Source organism: Pseudomonas sp. RC2C2, from assembly GCF_018390435.1.
GTDB classification, from domain to species: Bacteria; Pseudomonadota; Gammaproteobacteria; order Pseudomonadales; family Pseudomonadaceae; genus Aquipseudomonas; species Aquipseudomonas donghuensis.
Window position 1 is genome coordinate 359,009 of the sequence record NZ_JAHBAX010000002.1, and the last position, 24,981, is coordinate 383,989.

At 57.2% G+C, this 24,981-nt stretch carries 27 protein-coding genes and 1 tRNA gene; 10 read left to right on the forward strand and 18 right to left on the reverse strand.

Features of this window, described 5'->3' with window-relative positions:
• Positions 1-6 precede the first annotated feature (6 nt).
• The 7 genes from KHO53_RS20080 to KHO53_RS20110 all read right to left on the reverse strand — a co-directional run bounded on the left by KHO53_RS20080 (position 7) and on the right by KHO53_RS20110 (position 4,754).
• Positions 7-999, reverse strand: coding sequence for a glycosyl transferase family protein (locus KHO53_RS20080; RefSeq protein ID WP_010226725.1), 993 nt, complete (start codon positions 997-999; stop codon positions 7-9).
• Positions 996-1,331, reverse strand: coding sequence for a TusE/DsrC/DsvC family sulfur relay protein (locus KHO53_RS20085; RefSeq protein WP_010226724.1), 336 nt, complete (start codon positions 1,329-1,331; stop codon positions 996-998). Before KHO53_RS20085 ends, KHO53_RS20080 begins: the two co-directional genes overlap by 4 nt.
• The gene (gene tusB, locus KHO53_RS20090; protein ID WP_010226722.1) at positions 1,328-1,627 is read right to left on the reverse strand and encodes a sulfurtransferase complex subunit TusB; all 300 of its coding nucleotides are present in this window, start codon (positions 1,625-1,627) and stop codon (positions 1,328-1,330) included. Before tusB ends, KHO53_RS20085 begins: the two co-directional genes overlap by 4 nt.
• Positions 1,627-1,986: a sulfurtransferase complex subunit TusC gene (gene tusC, locus KHO53_RS20095; RefSeq protein ID WP_010226721.1), complete on the reverse strand. Its 360-nt coding sequence runs from the start codon at positions 1,984-1,986 to the stop codon at positions 1,627-1,629. The genes tusB and tusC overlap by 1 nt, the downstream gene beginning before the upstream one ends.
• 1 nt (position 1,987) lies before the next feature.
• Entirely contained in the window at positions 1,988-2,380 is a 393-nt protein-coding gene (tusD, locus tag KHO53_RS20100) for a sulfurtransferase complex subunit TusD (RefSeq protein ID WP_159388351.1), read from the reverse strand.
• A gap of 128 nt (positions 2,381-2,508) precedes the next feature.
• Positions 2,509-3,888 carry a nucleobase:cation symporter-2 family protein gene (locus KHO53_RS20105; RefSeq protein ID WP_010226719.1) on the reverse strand — a complete coding sequence of 460 codons (1,380 nt, stop codon included), beginning with the start codon at positions 3,886-3,888 and terminating at the stop codon, positions 2,509-2,511.
• Between the two features lie 194 nt (positions 3,889-4,082).
• Positions 4,083-4,754 (reverse strand): Bax inhibitor-1/YccA family protein, encoded by a 672-nt coding sequence (locus KHO53_RS20110; protein WP_036994557.1) that lies wholly within the window; start codon positions 4,752-4,754, stop codon positions 4,083-4,085.
• Positions 4,755-4,875: 121 nt separating this feature from the next.
• On the opposite strand from KHO53_RS20110, the gene KHO53_RS20115 reads away from it, so the two are divergent.
• Positions 4,876-4,963 (forward strand) — tRNA-Ser (locus KHO53_RS20115).
• A gap of 325 nt (positions 4,964-5,288) precedes the next feature.
• Positions 5,289-7,220 carry an ATP-binding protein gene (locus KHO53_RS20120; RefSeq protein WP_213570705.1) on the forward strand — a complete coding sequence of 644 codons (1,932 nt, stop codon included), beginning with the start codon at positions 5,289-5,291 and terminating at the stop codon, positions 7,218-7,220.
• Between the two features lie 92 nt (positions 7,221-7,312).
• Here the strand turns inward: KHO53_RS20120 and KHO53_RS20125 are convergent, their stop codons facing one another.
• From KHO53_RS20125 to KHO53_RS25640, 4 genes are read right to left on the reverse strand one after another with little or no spacing between them, the layout of a single operon-like run.
• On the reverse strand, positions 7,313-8,380 hold the full coding sequence (locus KHO53_RS20125; RefSeq protein ID WP_213570706.1) for a tyrosine-type recombinase/integrase: 1,068 nt from the start codon (positions 8,378-8,380) through the stop codon (positions 7,313-7,315).
• Between the two features lie 3 nt (positions 8,381-8,383).
• Entirely contained in the window at positions 8,384-8,671 is a 288-nt protein-coding gene (locus KHO53_RS20130) for a DUF4224 domain-containing protein (RefSeq protein WP_213570707.1), read from the reverse strand.
• Between the two features lie 9 nt (positions 8,672-8,680).
• Complete coding sequence (locus KHO53_RS20135; RefSeq protein WP_213570708.1) at positions 8,681-9,085, reverse strand: DNA cytosine methyltransferase; 405 nt, start codon at positions 9,083-9,085, stop codon at positions 8,681-8,683.
• Between the two features lie 53 nt (positions 9,086-9,138).
• Complete coding sequence (locus tag KHO53_RS25640) at positions 9,139-9,330, reverse strand: hypothetical protein (RefSeq protein ID WP_249684629.1); 192 nt, start codon at positions 9,328-9,330, stop codon at positions 9,139-9,141.
• Between the two features lie 338 nt (positions 9,331-9,668).
• Here KHO53_RS25640 and KHO53_RS20145 point away from each other — a divergent pair, with 338 nt between their 5' ends.
• On the forward strand, positions 9,669-9,833 hold the full coding sequence (locus tag KHO53_RS20145) for a hypothetical protein (RefSeq protein WP_213570709.1): 165 nt from the start codon (positions 9,669-9,671) through the stop codon (positions 9,831-9,833).
• Between the two features lie 33 nt (positions 9,834-9,866).
• Complete coding sequence (locus tag KHO53_RS20150) at positions 9,867-10,292, forward strand: hypothetical protein (protein ID WP_036994610.1); 426 nt, start codon at positions 9,867-9,869, stop codon at positions 10,290-10,292.
• A 272-nt stretch (positions 10,293-10,564) separates the two neighbouring features.
• Here KHO53_RS20150 and KHO53_RS20155 read toward each other — a convergent pair whose 3' ends face one another.
• From KHO53_RS20155 to KHO53_RS20165, 3 genes are all read right to left on the reverse strand, one after another.
• Positions 10,565-11,119, reverse strand: coding sequence for a YdeI/OmpD-associated family protein (locus KHO53_RS20155; RefSeq protein WP_036994611.1), 555 nt, complete (start codon positions 11,117-11,119; stop codon positions 10,565-10,567).
• 428 nt (positions 11,120-11,547) lie between these two features.
• On the reverse strand, positions 11,548-12,510 hold the full coding sequence (locus KHO53_RS25645; protein ID WP_249684630.1) for a fimbrial protein: 963 nt from the start codon (positions 12,508-12,510) through the stop codon (positions 11,548-11,550).
• 160 nt (positions 12,511-12,670) lie between these two features.
• Entirely contained in the window at positions 12,671-12,892 is a 222-nt protein-coding gene (locus KHO53_RS20165; protein ID WP_213570710.1) for a hypothetical protein, read from the reverse strand.
• Between the two features lie 1,066 nt (positions 12,893-13,958).
• Between KHO53_RS20165 and KHO53_RS20175 the strand changes: the two genes are divergently transcribed.
• Both KHO53_RS20175 and KHO53_RS20180 read left to right on the forward strand, forming a co-directional pair.
• The gene (locus KHO53_RS20175; protein ID WP_010225504.1) at positions 13,959-14,528 is read left to right on the forward strand and encodes a DJ-1/PfpI family protein; all 570 of its coding nucleotides are present in this window, start codon (positions 13,959-13,961) and stop codon (positions 14,526-14,528) included.
• 219 nt (positions 14,529-14,747) lie between these two features.
• Positions 14,748-15,080 carry a hypothetical protein gene (locus tag KHO53_RS20180; RefSeq protein ID WP_051636734.1) on the forward strand — a complete coding sequence of 111 codons (333 nt, stop codon included), beginning with the start codon at positions 14,748-14,750 and terminating at the stop codon, positions 15,078-15,080.
• Positions 15,081-15,204: 124 nt separating this feature from the next.
• On the opposite strand, the gene KHO53_RS25860 is transcribed toward KHO53_RS20180, so the two are convergent.
• Positions 15,205-15,351, reverse strand: a complete 147-nt coding sequence (locus KHO53_RS25860; protein WP_349628569.1) for a YHYH domain-containing protein — start codon at positions 15,349-15,351, stop codon at positions 15,205-15,207.
• A 241-nt stretch (positions 15,352-15,592) separates the two neighbouring features.
• Here KHO53_RS25860 and KHO53_RS20190 point away from each other — a divergent pair, with 241 nt between their 5' ends.
• Entirely contained in the window at positions 15,593-16,045 is a 453-nt protein-coding gene (locus KHO53_RS20190; RefSeq protein ID WP_081492838.1) for a hypothetical protein, read from the forward strand.
• 279 nt (positions 16,046-16,324) lie between these two features.
• On the opposite strand, the gene KHO53_RS20200 is transcribed toward KHO53_RS20190, so the two are convergent.
• Positions 16,325-17,487, reverse strand: a protein-coding gene (locus KHO53_RS20200) for an IS3 family transposase (RefSeq protein ID WP_213570014.1) whose coding sequence is annotated in 2 segments (ribosomal slippage) — positions 16,325-17,235 and positions 17,235-17,487 — 1,164 coding nt in all. Because the reading frame shifts where the segments join, the coding sequence is not laid out codon by codon here.
• A 673-nt stretch (positions 17,488-18,160) separates the two neighbouring features.
• Here KHO53_RS20200 and KHO53_RS20205 point away from each other — a divergent pair.
• Complete coding sequence (locus KHO53_RS20205) at positions 18,161-18,514, forward strand: hypothetical protein (RefSeq protein WP_036994614.1); 354 nt, start codon at positions 18,161-18,163, stop codon at positions 18,512-18,514.
• Positions 18,515-18,657: 143 nt separating this feature from the next.
• Here the strand turns inward: KHO53_RS20205 and KHO53_RS20210 are convergent, their stop codons facing one another.
• Positions 18,658-18,963: a hypothetical protein gene (locus tag KHO53_RS20210; RefSeq protein WP_213570711.1), complete on the reverse strand. Its 306-nt coding sequence runs from the start codon at positions 18,961-18,963 to the stop codon at positions 18,658-18,660.
• 296 nt (positions 18,964-19,259) lie between these two features.
• Here KHO53_RS20210 and KHO53_RS20215 point away from each other — a divergent pair, with 296 nt between their 5' ends.
• Complete coding sequence (locus tag KHO53_RS20215) at positions 19,260-20,759, forward strand: sensor domain-containing diguanylate cyclase (RefSeq protein WP_213570712.1); 1,500 nt, start codon at positions 19,260-19,262, stop codon at positions 20,757-20,759.
• 585 nt (positions 20,760-21,344) lie between these two features.
• Here the strand turns inward: KHO53_RS20215 and KHO53_RS20225 are convergent.
• On the reverse strand, positions 21,345-22,271 hold the full coding sequence (locus KHO53_RS20225; RefSeq protein WP_051636735.1) for a DMT family transporter: 927 nt from the start codon (positions 22,269-22,271) through the stop codon (positions 21,345-21,347).
• A gap of 440 nt (positions 22,272-22,711) precedes the next feature.
• On the opposite strand from KHO53_RS20225, the gene KHO53_RS20230 reads away from it, so the two are divergent.
• Positions 22,712-24,841, forward strand: coding sequence for a TonB-dependent siderophore receptor (locus KHO53_RS20230; protein WP_159388378.1), 2,130 nt, complete (start codon positions 22,712-22,714; stop codon positions 24,839-24,841).
• Positions 24,842-24,981 lie beyond the last annotated feature (140 nt).

A 24,981-nucleotide genomic window follows, 5' to 3' on the forward strand; every position in this document is an offset into this window, starting at 1 on the left:
ATTCGATCAGTGGCGCTGGTCCCAATAGCGCTGGGCCTGGGCGAAGGCCTCTTCACGGCCTTGGCCGAGGCCGCGCAAGGCCAGGGCCATGGTCGCCACCACGGCCAGTTCGCCATAGCTGTTCTGTTCATCGCCGCGCCATACGGCCAATAGTTGCTCGGGCTCAAGGCTTGCCGGTTTGACATGGCGCTGGGCGGCCAGGGCCGGCCATTCTTCATCCCAGTCGAGGCCATTGGCGGTGCCATACAGGTGGCTGCTGGTGTCCGGGTTGATCTCGATCTCGCCGCCATCGCCCTTGACCACGATCGTCGTATCGCCGAGCAGCCGGCTGGCTTCGCGGTGCACCGCCTGGTAGCCAGGGTGGAAGATGCTCTGCAGGCCGCAGCGGGCATTCAGCGGGTTGAGCACCCGTGCCAGGGAATGAATCGGCGAGCGCAGGCCCAGGGTGTTGCGCAGGTCGATCATCCGTTGCAGGCGCGGTGCCCAGTCCTGCAGCGGGATAAAGGCCAGCTGGTGAGTGTCGAGCGCCTCCGACACCGCATGCCAGTCCCGGCACAGCGGAATCTGCAGCAGTTCCAGCACCTGTTCGGTGTACAGCCGCCCGGCCGTGTGGGCGCCGCCGCCGTGCAGGAGGATGCGCACGCCATTGGCGGCCAGGCACTTGGCAGCCAGCAGGTACCAGGGCAGGTGGCGCTTTTTTCCGGCGTAGCTTGGCCAGTCCAGGTCGACCCGGATGGCGGGGGTTTGCAGGCGCTGACGCAGGGCCTCGGTGAAGCCGGCCAACTCGTCGGGGCTTTCTTCCTTGTGGCGCAGCAGCATCAGGAAGGCGCCAAGCTGGGTTTCCTCGACCTTGCCATCGAGCAGCATGCCCATGGCTTCGCGGGCTTCCTCGCGGCTCAGGCCACGGGCACCGCGCTTGCCTTTGCCAAGGATGCGCACGAATTGGGCAAACGGGTGTTCGGCCGGGGTTTCGGTGATCAGCGGGCTGTGGTCGGTCATATGCAATTGGTCGGCTTCGGCAGGCCCGCAAGTTTCGCGGCGAGTTTGGCAGGGGTGCCCTTGAACAGGCGGTTCAGGTGCAGGCTGTTGCCTTTGTCCGCGCCCAGCTTGAGCGCGGTGTACTTGATCAGCGGACGGGTGGCCGGCGACAGCTCGAACTCCTGGTAGAAGTCACGCAGCAGCGCCAGCACTTCCCAGTGTTCCGCGGTCAGTTCCAGGTCTTCATGGGCGGCGAGGGCGGTGGCCACTTCTTCGGACCAGTCGCTCAGTTCGACCAGGTAGCCGTCTTTATCCAGGGCGATGCTGCGCTCGCCGACAGTCAGGGTACTCATAGCCAGCTGTTGACCTTGTCATAGTGCAGCGACAACGCGACGAAGGCCGGGTAGTCGACGGCCTTGCCCAGGTCGCTGATGGCAATGGCGCGGGCCTGCAGGTCTTCGTCCAGGGCGAACAGGCGTCCGTCCAGTTGGCTGGCCTGCAGCGTGCGCAGCGGCTCGCTGCCCGGTTGCAGGGCATACACTGCATCGCCGCACAGCAGCAGGCCATCGGCGCTGCCCAGCAGGCGCAGGCAACTGCTCAGGCGGTTGTCGCCAAACGGCGAGTGGCAAATCACGTGCAAGGTGCTCATCAGAGGGTCACCACCTGGTCGAAACGGTCGATCAACGCCGCCAGCGCAGCGTCATCCAGCACCTGCACCGGCAGGCTCAAGGTGTCGGCGGCAAGGCCACGCTCCTGCAGGCTGCTGCTGGCGGCGAACAGTTCCTCGACACCGAACATCGGCAATGCCTGCAGGTTGGCCGCGAGGTTCTTCTGCTGCAACTGGACCGGTTGCTGGCCGGGAGCGAGCTGGAACACGCCATCATCGAGAAACAGCATGCCCAGCGGCAGATCGAAGGCACCGCCGGCCAGGGCGATATCCAGCGCTTCGCGGGCGGATGGCCCGGCCCATGGCGCCTGGCGGCTGATAATCAGCAAGGACTTGGCCATATCAATCGCCTCCAAAGCACATCAGCCGATCGGCGCCTTGCGCCGCTTCATGCAACTGGCCAAGCCCGGACAGCTCCCAGGGTGGCGGCAGGTTGGCTGCCGGGCGCTGGTAGCGCTGGGCTTCCTCGGTATTTAGTACACCGCGGCGCAGGGCGGCGGCGATGCACACCACGGCATCGAGCTGCTGCGCGCTGACAAACGCGCGCCACTCGGCGGGCAGGTCCAGTTCATCCTGGGGCGCCACGACATTGCCCGAGGCGCTGTGCACACCGTCCTGATAGAAAAACAGCCGGACAATCTCATGCCCGCCGGCGAGCGCCGCCTGGGCAAAACGCAGGGCGCGGCGCGAGGAGGGCGCATGGGCCGGAGAAAAAACCGCAATGGCGAACTTCATGGAAGGCTCTTTCAGCAAATCTGCGGGAATGATAAAGCAAAAAGCCCGCAGCAACATGCCGCGGGCTCTTCAGGGCTTACCTCGCCCCCTGTGGGAGCTGGCTTGCCAGCGATGGCTTCAACACTGTCTCAAGCCTTGTCTTTATGCTCCGGCAAGAACCAGTTCAGCACCAGGGCACAAATCCCCCCGGTCGCCACCCCCGACTCCAGCACATTGCGCAGTGCCGACGGCATATGCGCGAGGAACTCCGGCACCTGCGCCACCCCCAGGCCCAGCGCCAGCGACACGGCAATGATCAGCAGCGCACGACGATCCAGGCTGATGCTGGCCAGGATATTGATCCCCGAAGCCGCCACCGCGCCGAACATCACCATCGCCGCGCCACCGAGCACCGGTTCCGGCACCGCCTGGATCACCCCGGCCACGCTCGGGAACAGGCCAAGGATCACCAGCATTGCCGCAATCCACACACCGATATGGCGGCTGGCAATGCCGGTCAGCTGAATCACGCCATTATTCTGGGCAAAGATCGAACTCGGGAAGGTATTGAACACCCCGGCCAGCAGCGAGTTGGCGCCGTTGACCAGCACGCCGCCCTTGATCCGCTGCATCCACAGCGGGCCTTCCACCGGCTGGCGCGAGACCTTGCTGGTGGCGGTCACATCACCAATGGCTTCCAGCGAGGTCACCAGGTAGATCACCAGCATCGGAATGAACAGCGCCCAGGAGAAACCCAGGCCGAAATGCAGCGGCACCGGCACCTGGAACAGCGCCGCTTCGTGCATGCCGGTGAAGTTCAGGCGGCCCAGGTATCCGGCCAGGGCGTAACCCACTGCCAGGGCGATGACAATGGCGCAGCTGCGCATCCACACCACCGGAATACGGTTGAGTATCACGATGATCGCCAGCACCACGCCCGACAACAGCAGGTTCTCGCCATTGGCGAAAGTGCCATTACTCATCGCCGCAAAGCCGCCGCCCATGCTGATCAGGCCGACCTTGATCAGGGTCAGGCCGATCATCAGCACGACGATACCGGTCACCAGCGGGGTGATCAGGCGTTTGACGAACGGCAGGATGCGCGAAATGCCCATCTCCACGAACGAACCGGCAATCACCACACCAAAAATCGCCGCCATCACCCCTTCAACCGGCGTACCTTGCTTGACCATCAGCGCGCCACCGGCGATCAACGGCCCGACAAAGTTGAAGCTGGTGCCCTGGACAATCAAAAGCCCAGCACCAAACGGCCCGAAGCGACGGCATTGCACGAAGGTGGCGATCCCGGAGATCACCAGCGACATCGACACGATCAGGTTGGTATCACGGGCCGAAACCCCCAGCGCCTGGCAGATCAGCAGGCCAGGGGTGACGATCGGCACAATGATCGCCAGCAGATGCTGCAACGCCGCCAGCATCGCAATCAACGGCCGCGGCCGGTCTTCAAGGCCGAGGACCAGTTCATTGGCCTGTGCGGCTGTGCCAGGTCCTTGCTCGATTGAACTCATGGGAGTGCTGCCCCGGAAGAAAAAAGGAGCGCATTCTACGGGCCCGCACCCGATTCCGGTAGTGCCTTGAGGTTGAGACCTATCCCTGTGGGAGCTGGCTTTGCCAGCGATGCAAGGCAAAGCCTTGCCAAACCCCGCCCACAAAAAAGCCCGCCGAAGCGGGCTTTCTCTCAACGCATCACACCAGCAATCAATCAGTCATCCCGACCCATCAGGCCGAACAGTTGCAGCAGGCTGACGAACAGGTTGTAGATCGACACATACAGACTGATGGTCGCCATGATGTAGTTGCGTTCGCCACCGTGAATGATCGCGCTGGTCTGGAACAGGATGCACACCGACGAGAACAGCACGAAGCCGGCGCTGATCGCCAACTGCAGGCCGCTGATCTGGAAGAACAGGCTGGCCAGCACCGCACCCATCAACACGAAGAAACCGGCGGTGATGAAACCACCGAGGAAGCTCATGTCCTTGCGGGTAATCAGCACATAGGCCGACAGACCACCGAACACCAGGGCCGTCATCGCGAACGCCGAACTGACCACCTCGGCGCCACCGGCCATGCCCAGGTAACGGTTGAGGATAGGGCCGAGCAAAAAGCCCATGAAACCGGTGAGGGCGAAGGTGGAGACCAGGCCCCAGACCGAATCACGCAGCTTGTTGGTGAGGAAGAACAGGCCATAGAAGCCGATCAGCACCACGAAAATGTTCGGGTAGCCAACGCGCATCTGCTGCGCCACGTAGGCCATGATGCCACTGAAGGCGAGGGTGATAGCCAGCAACCCGTATGTGTTACGCAGGACGCGGCTGACCTCCTGCTGCTCGACCTGCTGGCCGTGATTGACGGCGTAATCCTGTTCGCGCATGGCGACACTCCTGTGGGTTTGAAACGTTCAGATGCAAAGATCATAACAGAGCCGCGCAAAGCAGCCACATAGAGAGTTTGACAGCTTGTTTCATTTCGGTATTATGGCGCCCGCAATACGAGGAAGCGTGGCCGAGTGGTTTAAGGCAACGGTCTTGAAAACCGTCGATGGGCAACTATCCTAGAGTTCGAATCTCTACGCTTCCGCCATCTTCAAAGCCCTGATTAGTCAGGGCTTTTTGCGTTTCTGGGGCAGCGAAATTTGTCGTGTTTGCAAGCCCGTCGTTTCCGCATTTTTCGGATCATTTCCGCAACCGTTCCTCACAGACTATCTGCCGCCATAGGGGCGAGCGCGAGGATGCGCACTTCCTGATGACCTGCCTCCTATCCATCGAGCGGGCTCGAGCCGTTGGCTAGACGACGGAGTGGCATTTTGATAGCGTTCGCGATTAAAGTTACTTCAATCATTGTGTAACGATTCATCAAACTTTGGATACGACAGGAGTCCGCTGTCGCCAGGAGTGGCTGGGTAACTATGAAGTTTGTTTATTGCAGTTTTCGCGGACTGAAGGGCTTTGATCATCTGGAGCTTGAGGGGCTGGACGCGCTCACCGTGCTTACCGGGCCGAACGGTGTGGGGAAGAGCACGGTTCTCCGAGTTCTGAAATTTGCCTTCGAGATACTCGAGCGCGGGACGATATCTGATGTAGTGCCGAAGCATGATTCTTGGGATTGTTTCAGTGAGGCGATACTTCACTTTAGAAACGAGAAGCTTAGGCGATTTGAGGGGGAGAGTGTCGTCGCTCGGCTTGAGGTTGGTGACCTCGTTCAAGTCAAAATAAAGTGTGACGGTAATAAATTTACGATTACTGAACTCTGTGTCGGCACTTCGACGTGGTGGTTTAGTGAAGAGTCGCCTACAAAGACTATTGTTACTGACCTGAAGATAAAGCTGAATAAAAATCTGGAGATGCATCGTAAAGTTTCCGAAGAGGCCCAGCATCCCAGTGTTACCCAAGGCCATCGTCAACAGTTGGTTTCTGATCGGAATGCGCTGTCTGAAATTATTAAGGAGCAAGAAGAACAGTTCTCCGAATATGGATTTCTGATAAATGAAGATCCGTTTGGCAGTAAAGAGCCAGTCGGCAGAGTCTTGATTGATGGACTATTCACGGCCCTTGGGTTTCCCGTCGCAGAGTACGTGGATGCGCGTCAGCTCTATCAGGATGCCATTCCTGAGCTTTTGGATAAGTTGCTTGAACAGAAGAAAGGGCGTAAGCACGATAATGAAAAATATTGGGAGTCGGTAGGGCGACTGGGACATTTGTTGCAGTCGGATGTTGATGTGTCTCTTGTTGGTGATACCAAGGCTATTCACATCAACGGTGTGTCTCATGAAAACGCATCTTCTGGAACAAAAATCTCCCTGGCGTTTTTCAGCCTGACGCGGCTGGGCCAACCCAACTGTATTATTCTCTGGGATGAACCTGAAAACGGATTGCATCCAACGCGAAGAGTGCGACTGCTCGATCTGATGTTTGCTGATGGAAGGCAGTTTGTTCTTGCTACTCATGCGCCGGAATTCGCGCCAGTCTTTTCTGCCTCAGGAAAAGTGTTCAGATGTTTTGCGAATTATGATTATAACTCGACCAACATACACCTCGGGGTTGAGCCTGTGGCGAATCGGCGCGATGCGTTCATGGCCCTGGAAGCACTGGGCGTGCACCCCGCATCAACCCTGTTTACAGCCAATGTCGTTATCTGGGTGGAAGGGCCGACCGAGTTGTTCTTTTACAGACACTGGCTGGTGCCGCGCCTGACTGAGAAGAAACTGATCGAGGGTTTCCACTACACCTTCATGCAATACGGCGGAGCGTTGATCTCGTATCTTTCGGTAGCGGATGAGGCTCAGTTTGGATCGACCTTTGATCTCTTGAGTATGTGTCGTCACCCCGTAATTATTGTAGATTCTGATCTCCGCTCGGCGCCGGATGACGCCGATCCTGCAACGTTCCTAAAAGTCGGAGCGCAGCGGATCAAAAAGGAAATTGATGAGCTCAATGATGGGCGCTCCAAGGCCGGATTGTTCCTCTGGACGGCTGGTCGCGAAGTTGAAAACTTCTTGCCGGTAAGTGCGATCTGGGCGGCCGTATCCTCTCTGTGGTCAGGATATGAAAAGCATCAAGTCGCCTTGCAGAAAAAGACGCTGGAATTTGATCAGTATGCTTCCTACCACGAGGCTCTCTGGGATCACTTCCTTGCAACGGGGGTGGCCGAAATCGACAAGAAGAATCCGGCCAAGGCGCTCCCGATCGGCAGAAGCGTCTGGGGGGGGGCGAACAAGGTCGAGATGATGCGCGCCGCGCTCAATGCCGAAGGTTTGTGCGAGGCCGATCTGATGTGGGATTGCTCTGCTACTCTGGACGATATTCAGGACTTTATCTTGAGCAAGTGCCCCATTGATTAAGCGCTCGTTCAATTGCTCCCAGATTTTTCGCTCGGAGCAATTGAACTGCTGCTGGATATCTGACGAGGGTGTCACTATGCCTGACTCTGCTGTCAACGGGTCGGGTTTACTATTTCACCAACTCGTCTATACACTGTCTCGGTAATCCGCTTGTCCGTATGCCCCAGAAGGCGACTGGCTTGATTCAAGTCATCAATTTCGCTGGCCGCTTTTGGACGAATGTCTCTGAATTGAAAGTTACGGATTTGCTCTGCTAAAGCGCCATCGTGCGCCTCCATTGCGTTTGCTATTGCAGCCTTCCTGGCATCGTCAAATCGTAACCTGAGCATTGAAGCGGTCACGTTTCGCCCGTCTGGTGTGTTGATGAGGTACGGGTTGCGAACACCGCGCTCGTACCGTTGGCGGAGCAGCTTAAAAATTAGAGCGCCCAGATCATTTCTCTTGCCTTCCGAGCAAAGTGCGATTCTCAGCTTTTTAGAGGTTTTGCGCTGGGCAACCTGTAGATAACCTTCATCGCAGTCCCGGGCCCGCATTGAAAGCACATCGGCGGGACGCTGGCCGGTCAGGTAGGCCAGGTCCATGGCGTCGCGTAATTCATCGACGGCGCATTCGTACACAGCATTCCAAATTTCCGGCCCTGCATAGAAATCCCGCGGCCGCTCCCTGTTCTTGCGTATGCCCGCGGCAGGGTTTTCTCTTTCCGTGATCCCCCATTCCCGCGCCATATTGTAAATGTGCGACAGGAGAGATATCTCGCGGTTAGCGCGTACCTTGCCTGATCGTTTGTCGCGGTACTGGGCAATGATCTGTGGCGTGATTGCATCGATCGGTGCATCAGCGAATGCTGCTCGGAGCTGCTTCAGGCATAGCAGGTTGTCTTTCTGCGTACGCGGCATCTTCCCGGGTATGACATCTCTCTCATAGCGGTTGAACACGTCACCAAGCAGGCGAGTGATCTTCGGTACGGCCTTGCGATCAAGCTTGGCCCATTCAATTTTGGCAACATCCAGGTCAGTGCCGAGCGGGATCTCGACGCGCTTGCCATTTGCGTCGCGCCCGTCGTAGTAGTACCCAACCCATTGTTTTCCGCTTTTCAATTTGCGGACCCGCCGCAGCATGCGCGGCGGCAGGTCACGATTACGCGGTTTTTTCAAGCGCATGTATCAGTTCACTCGGCTCAGATCGAACGTCCATGTCTCGGTCACGGCATTCGCTTCAGACGGTTTCAGTCCGGCCAGTTTGAGACGGGCATAGAGGCGTCCTACAACTGGCCGCCGGGCGCCATTCAGAAGATGCTGCCAGCCGTTTGAGGAGAGCCACTGGATCTGTCTGGAGGGCGTCTGGTAGCCGGTAATACTGGCTAATTCATCTTCGGTCAGTAGCTCTCCGAGGTGCGTCACAGGACTGTGGTTGAAAGCACTGGAGATGATTACAGGTTTGGTTTCTTTCATGCTGTCACCTCACCACTGACCTGTATGCAATCCGTGGAATGCTGTTGCTGCCACGCGCGGAACCTGCCCATTTCCAAGGGCTTTAAGTCGGTCCATCCTGAAGGCCACCCCATAAGCCACTCGACCCATGTCGGGTTCAGATGGCCACCGTGTTGGGCCATCACTGCATGATCTAGGCGATCGTTGGAGCGGTCGGCTCCCGATCTGCGGGTGAGTGCTTTGGGGGAGGAGCCTTTGGCCATGCTGGCCACTGGAGTGGGCCAGATTCGTGTCCGATCTCCTGGCGAGGAGCCAGATGCGGTCCCGTTTATGGGGCGCTCCGAGATCTGCTGCTGAAACAACGCACCACTCCGCGTCATACCCCATTTCGGCAAGGTCACTGAGGACCAGTGCAAGTCCTCGGTCCACAAGCATTGGGGGGCCAAGAGACTGTCGCCTTCCTCCAGAGCTGTCGATCTGGCCAGTACTCAAGCTTCGTCCCAGCAATTACGTCGCATCGGTGCAGACATGCGCTTACCTCGCGCTCTGACAATCAAGTAGCTGGAACTGTGCTCCTGGTTCCGTGCGGCCATCTGCTTGATCAGCTTGCCCAGGCTGTTAGCTACGCCGTCCACCGAGAGCATGATGCGCAGCTTCTCGCGTGTCTTGTACTGCTGCATAACCAGATAACCGCCTCGATATCGTCCCTTCTCATCACCAGTACGTCCGCGGGGCGCTGGCCCGTCAGGTACGCCAAGTCCATGGCGTCTTTCAGTTCCGGTACTGCTTTCTTGTAGACCGCATTCCATACCGCGTCATTGGCGTAGAAGTCCTGAGGCGTCTCCTTGTTTTTGTGCACAGCTAGCGTGGCGGCTGACACGCACGGCGGGGGGGGCGGCGTTGCTACTGGTGACCGACTGGCCGAGCTAGCGCCTGGCGGTTACGGCGCAGTTGCCGGTCGGGCTGATCTCTGCCCAGCGTCTGCGGCCGGGATAAACGGCTACTGTCAGGCAAGTGTATGATGTACTTCAGCCTGGTCGAGCGCGACGCACAAGGAGATGGCTGGCATCTGACACCCAAACCTGCTGTCACCTATTCCACTGGCGGCGAGGTCAACGAATTCACCTACGGCAATGAACCGTTCCGCGACCGGGACTACAAGCCGAGCTATCCACTGCCGTAGTTGACTGCACCCAAGCACAAGGATGTGGCTACCATGAACACCCGCAACCCCCTGATCAGCGTGCTGATCTACCCGCTCGCGCCAATTGCAGTGATCTATCTCACCCACGTGCTGTGCCGCGAGCTCTGGTTCGCAAGCTTCTACGTGCCTGGCGAGGATGGCGGCGAAGTGGAGCCGGCGATGGCCATGATTGGCATTCCGTTTCTATTGATCATCGGGGCATTGCTGTTGGGCGGCCTCACTGTGCTGAAAAGGTGGGGCGCCCCGCGCTGGCTGACCGCGCTGCTGCGAGTGCCGCTGGTGGGCATGGCGCTGCTGCTCTCGTTGATTGCGACCGTGTTCTTCATGGGCCAGCCGCTGGCGGTGTTCAGCCATTGGCAGGTGGCATCCGCGTGGTTGGCCTGGCTTGGGAGTGCGGGGGTGTTTATGGTGCAGCAGTGGGATCGATTGCGTAGCTGAAGCTCGCGAACGGGGCTGATCGCGTGTGCTTATCGAATGCTGCGAGGGCTGCGCCCTCATTTCGCGACACAGGACCGTTCCCGTTTCTGAAGTGCGAGCAACTGTTTTGCTGCAACTTCCAAAGCCCTCGCAAAATCCAGTGTGTTGCATCCACCGGTTGAAGCCACAACCCGCTGCAGACATTCATGACAATTAAGCTAAAAGGCCATTTTTAGCCGGTCCCGGTGAGCGATTTGAATGCATTATTGGGCGTATTCAACGGAATGTCCCATTTAACAATTTTCTGCCTCAGGCGCACGGAAGGCCTTACTGTAGTAGCCGGACGGGTCGAAACAGCAAACCTGCTTCTTACCGGATGCAAGCATATCGCAGGCATTACCAATTCGTTTTGCGCGCGTCTTAAGTTGCTTGGCTGAAGTGATCCAGTGTATCCAGTCTACTCGTGCGATGGTCGTTGTATTGTTCCAGACTGTACGAGCCTCAGGAGAGGCTGCCAGTGCCTCCTGAAAATCTGCTGGGATGTCGGGCTCGGGCTCCTTCTTCACAGGGGTTAGCGCTAGAGTCACGATATCCCCAACGGCCGCACCGGCGGCTTCGAGTAATTCTGTACTTACCTGCAACCAATGGCTCAGCTGACCATCCGGCTCAAGGGTTGCCTGGAAATGGTGCCCATTGATTGTGCCTTCAACAGTCGTCCTTCCTCGCCTTGGAAGCTGTTCACTCGCGTCTTTTGGCAGTACTACAAACGCCCAGGACGTATCATTATCAGGCGTTGCCGGACGAAGAAGCTTTGCTTTGAATCGGGATTTCACATCGATTGTTGTCATTGCAACGCCTCCGTTTAATACGCCAAGCTCAGCTGCGGTAAAGATTTAGTGCACGAGATCGACGCTACCTATTAGTTACTACTCTGTCCAGCGGCTGCTTATGGCCGGAACCAGACATTGGCGGTCGTCATTGATCTGGCGCGCTCTGCAGCTAAGAAGAAATGGCCGATGGCCTATACTGCTTTGATCAAATGGCCAGAGCGACAAAGCGTGAAGAGGACCCTGGTGGGAGTAATCTAGGCTGGCGAGCCGCTGATTCAGCAGGCCATCGATGCGCTGCGCCGCTATCCTGAAGCCCTGGATGCCGGTCAACCGGCAAAGGAAGTCGAGCGCCTGCGGCTGGAGGCTGAGTCGCTTTACCAGGCTGTCACCGAATACCAGCTGCGCGCCCTGAGTGGTTATAGCGAGACCCTTCATTGAGGGAGGCTTCAAAGGTAGCTCATGATGAAGGTCACACTCGAGTTTGCCGTGCCAGGTGTGAGTGATTCATTGGGTATTCGGTAGTAGGCCGCTTTGAGGGGGATCTGGAAGTTTCCACCACTGTTGCCGGTGCTGTCGGTGAAGACCTGACTCTTTTCGAGTTCAATGGGTTGACTATTTTCGTTGAATAGCTGAAGGCCAATCCCGCGAGCGATTGAGTCGGCGCTTAACTCAACAATTCCCGCTCGTGCATCAATAATGGAAGTGTTGGCTTTGAGCGTGTAATGGATCTTGTTAATCGCCTTTGGGCAGTCAATCAGGTTAATGTTGAAGGCGACCTTGGGCGTGTTTGCAGTGTCAAGGCTGCTGACGGTGTGATCAGTGCCCATATTGACCTGCACGTCCGGACTTTTGCAGGAGGCAGATTGATGGGTAATGGTTAAGTTAAGATAGAGCTTGATAAGTTCCAGATCACCTTTCTTATAGGTGGCCAGTAGCCCGTTGATCGGTTTGGTATTGGTGGGAATATTACCTGTTTTTACCAAGCCGAGCGTATAGGTAGCACCCATGAGATATCGACTACCTGTTGTTGTTACAACGTTGTCGTCATAGGAGGGCAGGCCCTCGTTTTTATCCCCACTTTTAATGTACCAGGACAGTCCGGTCCCGGGCATCGCGAACAAGTAGCCCTTGGTAGTATGGGTGCTGAAGGACGGATTAGCAATAAGCCCCATATTGGTGTTGACGCTGCAGTCATATGAGGCTGTGTCGCCCACGCTGCCCATAGACTGTTCGTAGACAGTGGTGCCATCAGGTGTATCTCGGGGGATATCAAGTTTCATATCGCTAAGTGAACTATTTAGTATAAGCGTCTTGAAATTTGATACTGGTGTGCAAATTGCGGCCATTGATGAAGTGCTGGCGCAGAGCAATAGGGTGAACAGCAGCCATGTTATGTTGTTGAGTGCCATTACTTGCCTGGCCTCTCAATAAATTCCCAATGGTAATCCGGGTTTTCAGCTTTGAGTTTGTTGGCTTCATCGCGAAGGGGAGTGCTTGCAGAAGTTTCGTGCTGCACGGTAGGCGCACAAGCAGAAATTGCAATAAGAACACTTGCAAGTAAAGTTGGTTTTAATTTATAATTGCTTGCTTGCTTGCTTGCTTGCTTGCTTGCTTGCTTGCTTGCTTGCTTGCTTGCTTGCTTGCTTGCTTGCTTGCTTGCTTGCTTGCTTGCTTGCTTGCTTGCTTGCTTGCTTGCTTGCTTGCTTGCTTGCTTGCTTGCTTGCTTGCTTGCTTGCTTGCTTGCTTGCTTGCTTGCTTGCTTTGCGTTAATTCCGAATTGTGTAAGTTCATTGCTAATTCGTACTCGTTCAAAATGGATAGGTGAAGCTACCTACGCCACCTCGAATTCGAAATCAGACGATTCTCATTTTTGCCACAAGCGCTAGGCCTTGGGCGGCATTCCTCCCCTGGTTGGCGAGCAACCATCTAGCCACTAGTTCTCAAGGTGGGGCTCTTTATGTTGGTGTCGTACAGGCTCCATCAGGCGCTCGGTTCTGCTGCTGATCGGTAATTGTCAGGCCTTGGGCGCTCGACTATCAGCGCCTGGATATTTGGTTCAGGGCCAGGCCCCGATGTTTTCCCGCAGCTGCTCGACGTGAAAATCACCGGCATGGCCCGGGTCGGAATGAACCTGACTGGGAGCGAGGAAGTGGACGGTGGCCGCTTTCTCACCTGCCTACCGGCAGGCTGAACGTGGATTAGTGGGTTACGCTGGAAAGCAGGCAACGCGCAAATGCAAACGGCCTCTCATCACGGGTGGATCAAAATGAAACTGATTTTGGTAGCGCTCGTTGTTGGTCTGTTGGCTTGGAAGCTTTCCCCTCAATTGCAATCCTTGACTGAGGTCCGGCTATCGCCTCCCACAGCAGCCTCTTCAGTTACGATTGCTCCGAAGCTTGTTTCACCGCCATTCAAATGCGATGGGCGCAAATATTGTTCCCAGATGCTCCTCGTGCAAAGAGGCCAAAAACTTTCTGCAAAATTGCCCAGGCATGGAGATGGACGGTGACTACGACGGCGTGCCCTGTGAGGCGCAGTGGTGCCGGTGACAACTCACCGATAGCTGGCATGTTGGTAGATATCGGTGAGTTGTCACCAGTGCTGAAGCCGGCGGAGGTTGGTGGGCCTAGAAGGGCGCAGCAGGAACATGTAGCGAGGCAGGGCGTTCAGTCTGGCCCAGTGCTCGCGGCCTGTTCCCTGTCGCTGGTCGGAGCAAGTTCGCAGGCGACATCGTCGCATATCTGCGTTGAGACCCTGCAGCCAAGACGACGTGATCGGCAAAGAGCTGCCTAAAACAAGCCTTGAAATCCGGTTGTTACCGCTTTATGTTCCCGGGATTCAAGGAGGACTCTGACAGATGGCACGCATAGGTTTGGTACTGACACCCGGTTTTGCTGATTGGGAATACGCTTTCATTGCAGGCACCGCATCACCGTTTTACGGAATCGACGTCCGCTTTTTTGCCCCAGCTCCGGGGCAGTTCTTCTCGCAGGGAGGGTTGGCCGTAACGGTGGATAGCAGTTTGGAACAATGCCTGGACTGGAAACCAGATGTTGTCGTCATCGTCGGAGGCATGGTCTGGGAGCAAGCAGAAGCGCCAGATATTGGAGACTTTCTTCGCGCTAGCCGACTCGCGGGGGCGACAATCGCTGGAATATGTGGCGCAACGCTGGCTCTGGCGAGGGCCGACCTCCTCAACACGACGCCTCACACCTCGAACAGCGCTGATTTCCTAAAACAGAAGGCTGCAAATTATAAAGGGGAGGCTCTGTATCACAGCTGTACAGGCGCTATGGTTGCAGACCGGATCATTACTGCACCAGGCCCTGCACCTGTTAGCTTCACCTGCGCAGTGTTTGAAGCTGCGGGGCTATCGCCAGAGGTTGTTCTACAGTTCAGATCAATGTTGGCCGCTGAACATGAGTAACCGTGTCGTCCCACAGCCGCAGCTCATGAGTACGCGGTGTGAGGACTGGTCCACCGGTTTACTTCTCGCAACTATCTAGGGCATGTGACATCAGCATCCGGGTCGAGGACTTCGCCGGATGCTTACGCAGATTTGTCGAGCCGCGAACCTGGCTAGTAAAGTTGCACCTCTCCCTTGGCACTTTCGCTAGCCGCTCTAAATCACCTGTGGACATAGCCCATGGCTCACTTGGATCACCTCGCCAACTACGTCAGTGCCATCTTGGGGTTGTCCTCGCCGCGCATCGCGCATCTTGAACATTCGAATCAAGAAACCTGGCTCGACCAGGGGTTCACCGTCAGCGCTGAGGAACACATCTATGCCTTCGATGACGGCGCACTCATCAAACGGCTCGCGGAGCAGGATAACTTTCCCGGCGACGCAGCCTGCGCTGAATGCTGGATTAGCTACGAAATCGTTCGCCAGCCGCTCGACAAAACGGTTAGCCCTTGCCACATCAGCTTTAACAGTGCCTGCCGGGAAGCCTATTGGCTCCGGTACTTCTACGCTTAGCATCCAAGTCTCTAGCAATACTGCGCAAGCTCTAGCCAAGCACGACACTGGGGCTGCAGGGAAGATCCGGTCACCTCGGGTGAGTCAAGGTGGAGGCCCGGCAACTGCCGGGCTTTGCGGCTGATTAGTGGCAGTGGTAGCCGCCAGTTTTGTGGTTGGTGTGACAACCCTTGGCGTCGGTACCACCACTGTGCGCAAACGCAGCGACCGAAGAGAACGAAAGGACAGCGGCAATCACGAGAGAAACGACGTTCATCAGGCATGACTCCATGTGTATTTATTTGTAGTGGAATCTTCCACCACACACAGGTTATGGCCATTTGCCTTCATTCGACAAGCGCCTACGAAGCCAGTTATGGGGTAGCCGATGAAAGGTAATCTTGTACCTCACAGACACAAGCGAGACCGAGCCCGCAGTAGCGGTGGCTGCATTTCGTCGGCAGGGCAAGAACTTAAGAGATCGTGGTCAGTCTTACCAGGTACTTAGTCCTACCTCTGGAGCCGTACAAAAAATGAAGAAAACCCTGGTGGCCGTTTTTGCCTGTGCATTTGTGATGGGGACGGCGGCGCTGTTGCCGGCCGATCTCTCTCCTATCGGCTCAGCTTACGCAAGGGGTGAAGGGGGTGGTGGTGGCCACGGCGGCGGCCACGGCGGTGGAAACGGAGGCGGCCACGGTGGCGGCATGGGTGCAGGAAATGGCAGCCATGGTGGTAAAAGTAACGGTGCCAGTTTTGGCGGCGATCATGCCGGTAAGGCGACACGTGATCACGGCGTGAGTGGTAACCGCTACGGTAGCGACCGCAATGACGATAATGGTCATGGCACTTCTACTTCCGGCATTGCTCATTCCAAGGACACCCGCGGTTTGTCCAAGTCAACTGCAATCTCCGCTACCACGCCGGGTGATCATAATGCTAAAGGGCTGAGCAACGCGGTCAGGTCGTCTTCCAAGAACGATCGTTGATACGATTCGCTGCAGCGTGTCCAAGGCCATTTGAGTACGCCAACGAAGCCCAGCCCCGTGCTGGGCTTTTTGCAATTGGCAGGCATGACAATCCCGGCGCAAGGCCGGGCTTGGCGCTGCGTCTCATCGAGCGCTGCGGGATGACAGACTGCATTCGATATCGATCGCAGTAGCGGCGTAACGCGTCAGCGAGTAACCAGCGGCTCCCCAGGGCGCATCCGAAAGCGCATAACGCTGAGCCGTGCTGCCGGACCCCACGGCAGGGTTAATCTGTAGTGGTCAACTAATCCCGGACACTGCGTTAAGTTTTTCCTCGGCCACAGCGGGCGCCAGCCCGCTGTTAAATTGATGTGGCCGTTGCCAGTTGTAGCGCTGGATCAAAAACCGGCCGATATCCTGCTGTGCTAACGAAGCGCTCATATAGCCCACGGTCGGTATCCATTCCGTTTTCAGGCTGCGAAACAACCGTTCCATCGGTGCATTGTCGTGGCAGTTTCCACGTCGACTCATGCTCTGTTTGAAGCGATAGCGCCACAGTCGCTGACGAAAGCCTCGGCTGCCGTACTGGCTTCCTTGGTCGCTGTGAAACAGAACGTTCTGAGGCCGACCACGCTGCTCATAGGCCATATCCAAAGCCTTGATAACCAGGTCAGCGTCAGGCTTCGATGAAAACGCCCAGCCCACCACGCGACGGGCGAACAGATCGATCACAGCCGCCAAATAGTGCCAGCGACCTTGAGCCCAGACATACGTGATGTCACCGCACCAGACCTCATTCGGCGCCGACACAGTGAACTCTCGATCCAACACGTTCGGGATATCCGGCCGCTCCACCGTCGCCTTTTTATAGGCATGTGAGCCAGGTTGCTTGCTGATCAATTTCATTTCGTTCATCAGCTTGCGCACCTTGAATCGCCCAATCTCTATGCCGTCCGCGCGCATCATGAGCATGATGCTTCGGCTGCCCGCCGCGCTGCGGCTTTGAGTGAACAGCTCGTTCACTCGGCTGCGTAAAACCAATCGCTCAACGTCCGGAGATCGGCGCTTGCGGCAGTGCGCGTAATAGCAAGATCGGGTGACTTCAAATACCGAGCACAACAGATCAACAGGCTCTTCAGAACGAAGTTGATCAATTAACGCGAACGCTCGTGCTCCTCGGCCATCAAGAGCGCGGTGGCCTTTTTTAAGATCGATTTTTCCCGTTCCAGCCGATTGATTCGAGCTTCCAGCTCTTGGATTTTTTGCTGTTCGGGCGTGAGCGCCTTACTGGTAGGAGTGACACCGCCTCGTTCTTGCTGGAGTTGGTTGACCCAGCGACGCAGGGCAGACTCAACCAACCCTAGTGATCGAGCTGCATCGATATGGCTGTAGCCCTGATCGAGCACCAGGCTGGCAGCTTCGCGCTTGAATTCTGGGGTAAAGGTACGACGTTGTTTGGTCATCAGACACCTCTCTATGGCGAGCATTCTCGCCTAAATAGGTGTCCGGAATCATTAGACCACTACAATCGGTATTATTTGATTTGGAATATAAATTAGCTATCTTAAGAACAGAGTTGTATTTAAGTCTGCTTGAGAACTGCACATGCTGAAACGATCACTCTTTCTCCTTGCTTCTACATTTACATGTATGCCTGTTTTTGCTGCAGGGAGCCTCCAGGATGCTATTGGATCCAATATAATCGCTGCCGGAGAGGTTGAAGAGTATTTCTGCCCCGGGCTGGGGCTGTATGATTGCTCGGGTTGGCCAGCGAATCTTTATCGGTTCACGGGTCAGAACGTCTGCTTTACATCGAGCGAATCTTGCAACTTGGGCTGCTCTGCCTTATTGCTTGAAAAGGACGGGCTGCAGTCGATTCTTTTAGTGGGTGCAAGATACCGTGACAAGATTTCGCGCGCATCTGGGCAGGCCAAGGATTGTCCCAAAGACTTCACCCGGTAGGGTGTCTCCGCGCCACCTCTTCTTGAAATTTCCGCTTTGCGATCGCCTTCTCGATGAGTTGAACGTGCGTTCTCGCCATCGGCCACCTCCTTCAATCCGCTCGGCGGCAATTGCAACACGCGGTATAACCCCTGCCGAGAACGCTTCTGCCAAAAATCATTACAGGGAAGGAAAATGAAGGCTTATAAAACCTGCTCAGCGCTGATCGCAACAGCGTTTCTGTTTTTGCACGGCTGCGAGAACCCTGAGGGTCACATCTACCAAGCTAACCGTTGTGCGGTGGCCTATTCGATGGGGAGCAACGTCGACCCATCAGTCGTTACCAACGCTGCCCTCGAAACCGGGCAGTACATGCGAGCGCACGGTATCAATAAGAGCGCTGCAGAGCTAACCGCCATGACTGACAAGGTCAAGGATGAAATAATGGGCACCCCCGACGCTCCGTATAAGGGTTGGGAAGGCCGAGCCGATAGAATTTCAGAATCTGATTTTTGCAAAAAGTACCTGAGTAGCTTGCAAGCGCAATAGGTGCGCGGGCTGCCGGTGTTGTTCCATAGCATTGTACTACTGCTTTGTCAGGGGCCAGGCCTCCCGAAGGCTACCCTGGCTGCAGTAAATTTGAGCCATGAAAATGCCCGCGCTGAGCGGGCAATCGGAATGTTTGAATAGACTCAGGCGCCCGATTCAGGGTCGCTTGCAGGTACGCCGCGGGGTTCCTTGTTTTCATCCTGATCGTTCATCTGTGAGTCGGCGTCAGGCTGATCGGTGCGGCCCTTATTGACTGCTTGCGGACGCTCGGTTGGTTGCGAATGGTTGGTATGCATGTCAGAAAGCTCTTGCTCGACAGGTGTCTCATCATCCGGCGGCAGAGGGACCTCAGGCTCATCACGCCGGGCATCATGGCCGGTTTCGTTAGTGGTTGTTCGGGTTACGTTCTGCTGCGACCTGTTACCAGGTGCATTCTCGTCACTTTCCATGCGGGCTCTCCGTTCTGATGCGCGGGACATCCACGCTTAACATTCAGAGATGCTAAAGCCGTGAGGAGTGCCGCGCATTGGACGAATGGCGGCCAATGAAGACCCCGGCTTGGCGACCGGGTTTCTTTTGATCCTCACCAAAAGCGAAATGATCACGATGGACAAAACATGCCACCAGCCTTTCCCTGCTGCGCTTTCGTTGCACTCCTTGTATTGTTGGCCAAGGCCAGGAATTGCCTTCTGCTGCGGCCCTAGACAGCCCGCGCGAGAATCCGGACTCTCCATCAGGTACTGACGTGAAGCGTGATATCCACCTCGTTATTCTTTTACTACTGGTGATTGGCTGTTCCTTGGCATCGCTGACCTTGTGGAAAGTGGTGGCCTCGCGAGATCGAGCACTGGAAGAAATCAACATTCATGGATTGAACTTGACCCAGGCGCTCGCCACCTATGCTGACGGCATCGTCAGGCAGAGCTCGCTTTTGCTGCTTGGCCTGGTCGAGCGTCTGGAGACGGAAGGCAGCGACCCCGCGCAGATCGATCGCCTGAGTCTGCTCGTTAGCCGTCAGCAGCCGCTGATGCCACAGATGAGCGGCGTCACCATCTATGACAAGCAAGGCCGGTGGTTGATGTCATCCAACCGCACGATTCCGGCAGGCGCCAATAGCAGCGACCGGGCTTACTTCATTCATCACCTCAACGATCCTTCCCGCGAGCCCTTTATCGGCCTGCCAATCCGCAGCCGATCCAACCAGGAATGGGTGATCACCATCAGCCGTCGATTCAATGACGCACAGGGCAATTTTGCTGGAGTGGTGGCGGTTACCCTGGGGATCGAAAATTTTCTACGGCTCTTCGGCAAGATCGATTTAGGGCAGGAAGGCGCAATCGGTTTGTCTTACACCGACGGTTCGATGCTGGTGCGCTATCCGTTTCGCGAGCAGGACATGGGACGCAATTTTTCAACGTCTCCGATCTACGCCAAGTACCTGGTCGATAAAACGGTGGGAACGGCTTCATTCACCTCCAGCCTGGACGGGGTGGAGCGGCTTTACGCTTTTCGCAAAAGCGATAGGCTCCCGCTGGTGACCACTGTCGCGTTGGGCAAGCGCGAGGCACTGGCGTCCTGGAAGCTCGAAGCGGTGTTGTCGCTGTTGGCGGTGTCGGGCCTGCTTGGGGTCACCGGAATCATCGGGTGGATGCTGATCCGCGATATCCGACGCAGGATCGAGATAGAAGGGGCGTTGCTGGTGGCGCAGCAGCAACTACTCGAGACCAACCAGCAGCTCGAGCGATTGGCAATGAACGATGCGCTGACCGGTCTGGCGAACCGGCGCTGCTTCGACGAGACGCTGGCCATGGAAGTACATCGAGCCCAGCGGGATGAGACCCTCCTGGCATTACTCATAATCGATATCGACCATTTCAAGCTGTACAACGACACCTATGGTCATCTTGCGGGTGATGCGTGCCTGAGGGAGGTTGGTAGTGTGCTTGCAGAATGTGTCCGGCGGCCAACCGATCTGCTGGCCCGCTACGGTGGCGAGGAAATGGCTGTGATCCTGCCCAATACCGACATCGCAGGGGCGACGGTGGTTGCACAGCTGATGCTTGATCGATTGAACGGACAAAATATCGTTCACGAAAGCAGTCCCTTTGGGCATGTTACCGTGAGCATCGGCCTCTCCTCCATGCCGGGAGCGAACCTGGATCAATGGCAATCGTTGCTCGATAAAGCAGACCAGGCGCTCTACATCGCCAAAGCGGCTGGGCGCAATCGTCTGGCTGTTGGCTGAGCGTCTTCCTCGCCGACGTTCGCGACGGACCAGGACTTTACCTGGCAGCTCTATCTGCTGGCCGTCCATATATGGGCGTCGGCGACCATCGGCCTGGTGATGACGCTGGTCGGCTCGCCACTTGCCCCGTCGCCTGACATTGCCCGTGCTGCCGCTAGTGGGTGGGGCTGCCGTTGGTAGCTGCGCGAAACAGAAATGGTGCCCATCTACGTGAGCAGCATTTCTAGTTACGTTAGCTATCCAGGCCTATCGATATTTCGGGTTCATGACTGACGGGGAAGTTAACCGAACGGGCAATGAAGCATTTTTCGTGTGCGATCCGGTGAAGTGCCTTAGCTTTTTCGATGTCAGACCCCGACGCCAAGATTACCTTCGGCCTCAAAACAACCGAGGTAAATTGACGTTCCTGTGCCCTCATTACCCATCCAAGTTACCTGAACTTCGTAGTCGTGTACTTTGTCTGCCATTTGATCCTTCCTGGGAAAGAAATACGCTACGGATCATCGCCGCCGTGCGGTCACCACCTGCACGTCTCTGGCGTTCAGGCGGTCATCGTTCCTTCTGTGTCTCCTGGTGTGCACCCGGTCAGGACGCGGCTTGCCTGCGCCAATATCCGCGAAGGGCCGGCCAGTACTCCGACAGGGCAATACCCAGCACAATGATTGCACCGCCGAGAAAGACCGTCGGGCTCAACGACTCGTTGAGAATCAGTGTTGCGAATACCGCAGCGAACACCGGTTCAAGGTTATAGATGAAGGTCGCTCGTGCCGGGGTTGTCCGTTGTTGAAAGCGAGTCTGGACCCAGAACGCAAATGCTGTCGCCAATACGGCGGTGATCACCACCGCTCGAACAACACTTGCATCCAGATGCGTCGGCAATACCTGACCCACCATAAACACACTGCACAGCAGGCCCAGAATGGCCATGGTAGCGATCTGGATGAAGGCCAGAGCCGCGCTGCCAGCCTTGTGACCGAGCCGGTCAAGGGCCAGGATGTGCAACGCCGTGAATATCGAGCCAAACACCACCAGCAGGTCGCCTTTGTGCAGTTGTTGCACGTCGGCACCGGACATCACGAAGATCCCCGCAAGGGCTAGCACCGCGCCGATCTTGGTGCCGGTACCGGTAGGTACTTTGAACAGTGGGCCTGCCAGCAGCGGTACCCAGATTACGCATAGCCCGGCAAGAAAGCCGGTGTTGACCGCCGTGGTGTACTGCAAGCCGTAGATCAGCAAAAAGAATGAGCAGAACAACAGCGTGCCGAGCAGTACGCCGGCGCTGAACCCGGCACGGTTAAGTTGGCTCAGGCTGCGCCAGGCGAAAGGTAGCACCACCAGTGCGGCAAGCGCGAAACGCAGCCAGAGGATTACCAGGACCGGGTTGCCGGTCACCGCTTCTTTCATCAGCGGAAAACCCAGGCCCCATCCCAAGGCCACGAACACCAGTAATGCTTCGGCCTGGTATTGCCCTTTTCGCCCAACTGGGGGCGATACATCCTTCACCTCAATCATCCATGATCCTTACATATCGTTCAGGCAGGTAGCGGGCGTCTTGCCCGTTTTATCGCCTCTGTCTTTCGTCCTGCGGCGACTTGTACGATGGCCTCACGGGTGGGGCCGACGATCGGACGAACACTCGAGGAGATCAGATGGGGCGCCACTCCCATGGCTAAAAGTACATGGGAAGATTTCTGGGAGCCAGAGCTACAGGCAGAACCGGTCGAAATGGCCTGTACCGGGAGACAGTTGACGATGGGGTAAGCGCCCGGCCAATACGCTTACCGGATTCGATGGCGTAAAGGTGGCGTGAACCCGGACGTTCATTCCGCTGAGGAGACTCGCCAGGGGAGGGTGGATTGCAGAAAAATTATTGCTAATACGAATTGTTACCATATACCATCGCCGCTCTTCACCCTCACTGTCCGTTCTTCCCTGTTCTGGAACCGCAATCGATGCGTCGCACGATCGTCTCGCTGTGTCTGCTCCACGCTGCGCCTTCACTCGTATGGGCCTCAGAACCGCCTCTTGCGGCGGGTAACATTCAGCTAGAAGCAGTCAGCATCAATGCTGACGCGATCGATTACGAGCGTGCCGATGGGCCTGTAGAGGGCTATAAAGCCAACCGTTCGGCCAGTGCGACACGCACTGACACTGCCCTGCACGAAACCCCGCAGTCGGTCAGCGTGGTGCCCAAGGATGTCCTGGAGGACACCGGCGCCACCCGCCTGCAGGATGGCCTCGACTATGCCGGCGGCGTCGGCCGCGCCAACAACTTCGGCGGCCAGGGCCTGACCACTTTCACCGTACGCGGTTTCACCACCGGCGAGTTCTACCGCAATGGTTTCCCGATCAACCGCGGCTACCCCAACGCCCCCGACGCCAACACCGTCGAGCGCCTGGAAGTGCTGCGCGGCCCGGCCACCAGCCTCTATGGCCGCGGTGACCCCGGCGGCACCTTCAACGTGGTCAGCAAGCAACCGCTGCCCGAATCGAAGGTCATCCTGGGCAGCCAGTTCGACGACCAGGGCATGCACCGCGCCACCCTGGACGCCACGGGCCCGCTGAGCCAGGACGGTAGCCTCGCCTACCGCCTGAACGTGCTCGGTGAGGGCGGTGAAAGCTTCCGTGACGATGTCGAGAGTGAACGCTACGACGTGGCACCGGTGATCAGCTGGCAGGTCAACGACAGCACGAAGGTCGTTTTCGAGGGCGATTTCATGCGCAACAATCACCCACTCGACCGTGGCCTGACCCGCTACAGCACCCAGACCGGTAGCGCCTCCCGCGACACTTACATCTGGGAGAAAGGCAGCGACAACCTGCTGCACAACGACAACAACATGGCCCAAGTGCGTTTCGAGCACCTGCTCAACGACAACTGGACCCTGGGCGGTGGTTTCCAGTTCCTCGACGGCTCGCTCAAGGGCAACGCCGTGGAGGCCAACGGCGCACCGGCCGACGGCCGCACCCTGCAACGCAACTTCAACTACCGCAAGCTGGAATGGACCGACCGCGACTGGCAACTCAACCTTACCGGTCATTTCGACACGGGTGGCTTCGCCCATACGCTACTGACCGGCGTCGAGTACGAGGACTACGACTACAACTCGATCATCCGGCGCTCCTCGGCGGCGAACGGTACCTACCCGATCGACATCTACAACCCGGTACTTGGCCAGGCGCGCCCGGCGCTGACCCGCGTCACCACCTGGGACAAGGAGAACCTGCAGACCTGGGCCTTCTTCATCCAGGACCAGGTGGCCCTGACCGAGCGCCTCAAGGCCCTCGCCGGGGTGCGTTTTGAACGCTTCGAGCACGACTATGACGACAAACTCGTCAACAGCCGCGATTTCAGCAAAGGGCAGAACGGCGTCACCCCGCGCTTTGGCCTGCTCTACGACCTGAGCGACACGGTCGCGGTCTACGCCAACACCGCCCGCTCGTTCAAACCCAACACCGGCACGCCGGCCGGCGGCGGTGGTTTCGACCCGGAGAAAGGCAAGTCCTATGAGCTGGGCGTGAAGTGGGAGGCGCTGGATCGGCAACTGAGTGTCGATGCCGCGGTGTACCACATCGTCAAGCAAAACGTGCTCACCCGCGACCCGCTGAACACCGACTACAGCCTGGCGGCCGGCGAGGTACGCAGCCGTGGCCTGGACATCAACGTGGCGGGCAACATCACCCCTGAATGGCGGATGATCGGCGGCTACGCCTACGTCGATGCCGAGGTGACCAAGGACAATCGCCTGCCCACCGGCACACGCCTGGCCAATATCCCGCGCAACAGCTTCAGCCTGCTCAACACCTACGAGTTCCAGGACGGTTTGGCCAAGGGCCTGGGCCTGGGGGTGGGGGTCAAGTACGTGGACGATCGCAGTGGCCAAACCGAAGCGCTGACCTACACCATGGAACGCTACAGCGTGGTGGACCTGCTGAGCTTCTACAAGGTCAACGAGCACGTGCGCCTGAACCTGGACGTGAAGAACGTGTTCAACAAGGGGTATGACGAAGGGGCCTTCAATAGCTATGTCTACCCTGGAGCTCCGCGCACGGTGCAGGCAGGAGTGGCCTACACGTTCTGATCGGCGGGGGACGCTGACGGCAATCGTGCTCTTGGATGGCCGTGGTCGGGCAGGCATTGGCGAATCACCTGACGACGCTGTTTCCCGCTCGAAGTGTGAAATCAGAACTACTGCCCAGTATCCGCTTGACTATGCCCCTA

Bases quoted from the DNA above. Each gene is read 5' to 3' on its own strand.
- KHO53_RS20230 (WP_159388378.1), top strand. From the start codon at position 22,712: ATGCGTCGCACGATCGTCTCGCTGTGTCTGCTCCACGCTGCGCCTTCA.
- KHO53_RS20120 (WP_213570705.1), top strand. From the start codon at position 5,289: ATGAAGTTTGTTTATTGCAGTTTTCGCGGACTGAAGGGCTTTGATCAT.
- KHO53_RS20105 (WP_010226719.1), bottom strand. From the start codon at position 3,888: ATGAGTTCAATCGAGCAAGGACCTGGCACAGCCGCACAGGCCAATGAA.
- KHO53_RS20180 (WP_051636734.1), top strand. From the start codon at position 14,748: ATGGCTCACTTGGATCACCTCGCCAACTACGTCAGTGCCATCTTGGGG.
- KHO53_RS20125 (WP_213570706.1), bottom strand. From the start codon at position 8,380: ATGCGCTTGAAAAAACCGCGTAATCGTGACCTGCCGCCGCGCATGCTG.
- KHO53_RS20210 (WP_213570711.1), bottom strand. From the start codon at position 18,963: ATGGAAAGTGACGAGAATGCACCTGGTAACAGGTCGCAGCAGAACGTA.
- KHO53_RS20145 (WP_213570709.1), top strand. From the start codon at position 9,669: ATGATGTACTTCAGCCTGGTCGAGCGCGACGCACAAGGAGATGGCTGG.
- tusB (WP_010226722.1), bottom strand. From the start codon at position 1,627: ATGAGCACCTTGCACGTGATTTGCCACTCGCCGTTTGGCGACAACCGC.
- KHO53_RS20175 (WP_010225504.1), top strand. From the start codon at position 13,959: ATGGCACGCATAGGTTTGGTACTGACACCCGGTTTTGCTGATTGGGAA.
- tusD (WP_159388351.1), bottom strand. From the start codon at position 2,380: ATGAAGTTCGCCATTGCGGTTTTTTCTCCGGCCCATGCGCCCTCCTCG.
- KHO53_RS20205 (WP_036994614.1), top strand. From the start codon at position 18,161: ATGAAGGCTTATAAAACCTGCTCAGCGCTGATCGCAACAGCGTTTCTG.
- KHO53_RS20085 (WP_010226724.1), bottom strand. From the start codon at position 1,331: ATGAGTACCCTGACTGTCGGCGAGCGCAGCATCGCCCTGGATAAAGAC.
- KHO53_RS25645 (WP_249684630.1), bottom strand. From the start codon at position 12,510: ATGGCACTCAACAACATAACATGGCTGCTGTTCACCCTATTGCTCTGC.
- KHO53_RS20150 (WP_036994610.1), top strand. From the start codon at position 9,867: ATGAACACCCGCAACCCCCTGATCAGCGTGCTGATCTACCCGCTCGCG.
- KHO53_RS20165 (WP_213570710.1), bottom strand. From the start codon at position 12,892: ATGAACTTACACAATTCGGAATTAACGCAAAGCAAGCAAGCAAGCAAG.
- KHO53_RS20190 (WP_081492838.1), top strand. From the start codon at position 15,593: ATGAAGAAAACCCTGGTGGCCGTTTTTGCCTGTGCATTTGTGATGGGG.
- KHO53_RS25860 (WP_349628569.1), bottom strand. From the start codon at position 15,351: ATGGAGTCATGCCTGATGAACGTCGTTTCTCTCGTGATTGCCGCTGTC.
- KHO53_RS20225 (WP_051636735.1), bottom strand. From the start codon at position 22,271: ATGATTGAGGTGAAGGATGTATCGCCCCCAGTTGGGCGAAAAGGGCAA.
- KHO53_RS20155 (WP_036994611.1), bottom strand. From the start codon at position 11,119: ATGACAACAATCGATGTGAAATCCCGATTCAAAGCAAAGCTTCTTCGT.
- tusC (WP_010226721.1), bottom strand. From the start codon at position 1,986: ATGGCCAAGTCCTTGCTGATTATCAGCCGCCAGGCGCCATGGGCCGGG.
- KHO53_RS20135 (WP_213570708.1), bottom strand. From the start codon at position 9,085: ATGCTTGTGGACCGAGGACTTGCACTGGTCCTCAGTGACCTTGCCGAA.
- KHO53_RS20130 (WP_213570707.1), bottom strand. From the start codon at position 8,671: ATGAAAGAAACCAAACCTGTAATCATCTCCAGTGCTTTCAACCACAGT.
- KHO53_RS20110 (WP_036994557.1), bottom strand. From the start codon at position 4,754: ATGCGCGAACAGGATTACGCCGTCAATCACGGCCAGCAGGTCGAGCAG.
- KHO53_RS25640 (WP_249684629.1), bottom strand. From the start codon at position 9,330: ATGCAGCAGTACAAGACACGCGAGAAGCTGCGCATCATGCTCTCGGTG.
- KHO53_RS20080 (WP_010226725.1), bottom strand. From the start codon at position 999: ATGACCGACCACAGCCCGCTGATCACCGAAACCCCGGCCGAACACCCG.